The 3,185-nt window shown below is 68.9% G+C and carries 3 protein-coding genes; all 3 read left to right on the top strand.

Annotated elements, in window-relative coordinates; genetic code table 11:
• Position 1: 1 nt before the first annotated feature.
• Positions 2-1,390: a bifunctional UDP-N-acetylglucosamine diphosphorylase/glucosamine-1-phosphate N-acetyltransferase GlmU gene (glmU, locus tag ACWGIU_RS33890; protein ID WP_453711938.1), complete on the top strand. Its 1,389-nt coding sequence runs from the start codon at positions 2-4 to the stop codon at positions 1,388-1,390.
• Positions 1,391-1,522: 132 nt separating this feature from the next.
• The gene (locus tag ACWGIU_RS33885; RefSeq protein ID WP_030716976.1) at positions 1,523-2,500 is read left to right on the top strand and encodes a ribose-phosphate diphosphokinase; all 978 of its coding nucleotides are present in this window, start codon (positions 1,523-1,525) and stop codon (positions 2,498-2,500) included.
• Positions 2,501-2,692: 192 nt separating this feature from the next.
• Positions 2,693-3,185 (top strand): 50S ribosomal protein L25/general stress protein Ctc (locus ACWGIU_RS33880; protein WP_453711937.1); only part of this gene is annotated, 493 nt, incomplete at its 3' end.

The following is a 3,185-nucleotide window of genomic DNA, read 5'->3' as shown; positions in this document are numbered from 1 at the left end:
CATGAAGTCGGCGACTCCCAAGGTTCTCCACGAGATCTGCGGGCGCTCGCTCGTCGGTCACGTCGTCGCCGCCTCCCGTGAGCTGGACCCCGAGCACCTCGTCGTGGTCGTCGGGCACGCCCGGGAGCAGGTCACCGCGCACCTGGCCGGCATCGACGCCGACGTCCGCACCGCCGTCCAGTACGAGCAGAACGGCACCGGACACGCCGTCCGCATGGCCCTCGAAGAGCTCGGCGGCGGGATCACCGGCACCGTGATCGTCGTCTGCGGCGACACCCCGCTGCTGACCGGGGAGACCCTTGCCCGGCTCGCGCTGACGCACGAGGCCGACGGCAACGCCGTCACCGTGCTGACCGCCGAGGTCCCCGACTCCACCGGCTACGGACGCATCGTGCGCGACGCGGGCGGCGCCGTGACGGCCATCGTCGAACACAAGGACGCCTCCGACGCCCAGCGCGCGATCCGCGAGATCAACTCCGGCGTCTTCGCCTTCGACGGCGCCCTGCTCGCCGACGCGCTCGGCAAGGTCCGTACCGACAACAGCCAGGGCGAGGAGTACCTCACCGATGTCCTCGGCATCCTGCGCGAGGCCGGGCACCGCGTCGGCGCGGCCGTCGGCAGCGACCACCGGCAGATCCTCGGCATCAACAACCGCGTCCAGCTCGCCGAGGCCCGCGCGCTGCTGAACGCGCGCCTGCTGGAGCAGGCGATGCTCGCGGGCGTCACGGTCGTCGACCCGGCCGGCACCTTCGTCGATGTGACCGTCACCTTCGGACAGGACGCGATCGTGCACCCCGGCACCCAGCTGCTGGGCACCACGCACATCGCCGAGGGCGCCGAGGTCGGCCCCAACACCCGGCTCAAGGACACCCTCGTGGGCGCGGGCGCCCGGGTGGACAACACGGTCGCCGAGAGCGCGGTCGTGGGACCGCAGGCGAACGTGGGCCCCTTCGCCTACCTGCGCCCCGGCACGAACCTCGGCGCCAAGGCCAAGGCCGGCACGTACGTCGAGATGAAGAACGCGACGATCGGCGAGGGCACCAAGGTCCCCCACCTGTCCTACGTGGGTGACGCGACCATCGGCGAGTACACCAACATCGGCGCCGCGAGCGTCTTCGTGAACTACGACGGTGAGCACAAGCACCACACCACCATCGGCTCACACTGCAAGACGGGCTCGGACAACATGTTTGTGGCGCCCGTCACCATCGGGGACGGCGCCTACACGGCCGCCGGATCCGTGATCACGAAGGACGTGCCGCCCGGCGCCCTCGCTGTGGCCCGTGGCCAGCAGCGGAATATCGAGGGCTGGGTGGCCCGCAAGCGTCCGGGCAGTGCCGCTGCCACGGCGGCGCAGTCGGCGGCCCCGGAGGACGCCGAGCGCCCCTGAGGTGAACTGACCGGAAACAGGTGCGCCCCTGACGGCGTACCGTGATAGTGCACGCAATTCGGCTGGCTCACCGTGTGCGGGACGGACGCACATGGGGGCGAGCAGCTTCAACACGTCTGAGGAGACAGTGCTGTGACCGGGATCAAGACGACCGGCGAGAAGAAGCTGATGCTCTTCTCCGGCCGCGCCCACCCCGAGCTGGCCGAGGAGGTCGCGCACCAGCTGGGAGTCGGCCTCGTGCCGACCAAGGCTTTCGACTTCGCGAACGGTGAGATCTACGTCCGCTTCCAGGAGTCGGCTCGTGGCGCGGACTGCTTCCTGATCCAGAGCCACACGGCTCCGATCAACAAGTGGATCATGGAGCAGCTGATCATGATCGACGCGCTGAAGCGCGCGTCGGCACGCTCCATCACCGTGATCGTCCCGTCCTACGGGTACGCCCGCCAGGACAAGAAGCACAAGGGCCGCGAGCCGATCTCGGCCCGCCTGGTCGCCGATCTGCTGAAGACCGCGGGTGCGGACCGCATCCTCACGGTCGACCTGCACACGGACCAGATCCAGGGCTTCTTCGACGGCCCGGTGGACCACCTTTCGGCCCTGAACGTCCTCGCGGACTACGTCGGCGCCAAGGTGGACCGTACGAAGCTCACGATCGTCTCCCCGGACGCCGGCCGGGTGCGTGTGGCCGACCGCTGGTGCGACCGTCTGGACGCGCCGCTGGCGATCGTGCACAAGCGCCGCGACAAGGACGTCGCCAACCAGGTGACCGTCCACGAGGTCGTCGGTGAGGTCAAGGGCCGCGTCTGCGTCCTGGTCGACGACATGATCGACACCGGTGGCACCATCTGCGCCGCGGCCGACGCGCTGTTCGCGCACGGCGCGGAGGACGTCATCGTGACGGCCACGCACGGCATCCTGTCGGGCCCGGCGGCCGACCGCCTGAAGAACTCCAAGGTCAGCGAGTTCGTCTTCACGAACACCCTGCCGGACCCGTCCGACCTGGAGCTCGACAAGATCACGGTGCTGTCGATCGCCCCGATGATCGCGCGCGCCGTGCGCGAGGTCTTCGAGGACGGCTCGGTCACCAGCCTCTTCGAGGAGCAGCAGTAGAGCCTGAGGTGACCGCTCCGCGGTAGATCCTTTTGGTGCGGCCTCCCCCGCCGGGTACACTCCATGAGTTGCTCGGCGAGGGAGGCCGTACCTGTTTCCGGTACGGATTCTCCGTTATCGACGCGCTCTTCGTAGCAGGCCGTTCCGGCCGGGTGACTTCCGTCCATTTCCGTCACCCCACGAGGAGTGAGCATGTCCGAGGTCAAGCTTTCCGCCAAGATCCGTGACACCTTCGGCAAGGGCTCTGCCCGTCAGGCCCGTCGCGACGCGCTGACCCCCGCCGTCATCTACGGCCACGGCACCGACCCGAAGCACGTCAACGTCGACGCCCACGCCCTTCAGCTGGCGCTGCGTACCCCGAACGTCCTGATCTCCCTGGACCTCGGCGACGCCGGCACCGAGCTGGTCATCCCGAAGGCCGTGCAGAAGCACCCGCTGAAGCGCTCGATCTCCCACGTCGACTTCCTGATCGTCAAGAAGGGCGAGAAGGTCACCGTCGACGTCGCGATCGTCACCGAGGGCGAGCTGGCCGCCGGCGGCAACATGCTGGAGACCCTCCAGAACACCATCTCCGTCGAGGCCGAGGCCACGCACATCCCGACCGAGGTCACCGTCTCCATCGCGGGCCTGGAGGCCGGCACCACCATCCACGCGTCGGACCTGGTCCTCCCGAAGGGCACCACCC

Source organism: Streptomyces sp. NPDC054840, from assembly GCF_053611065.1.
The sequence above is the reverse complement of the archived record's forward strand: the minus strand, read 5'-3'. Positions and strand labels throughout refer to the sequence as shown.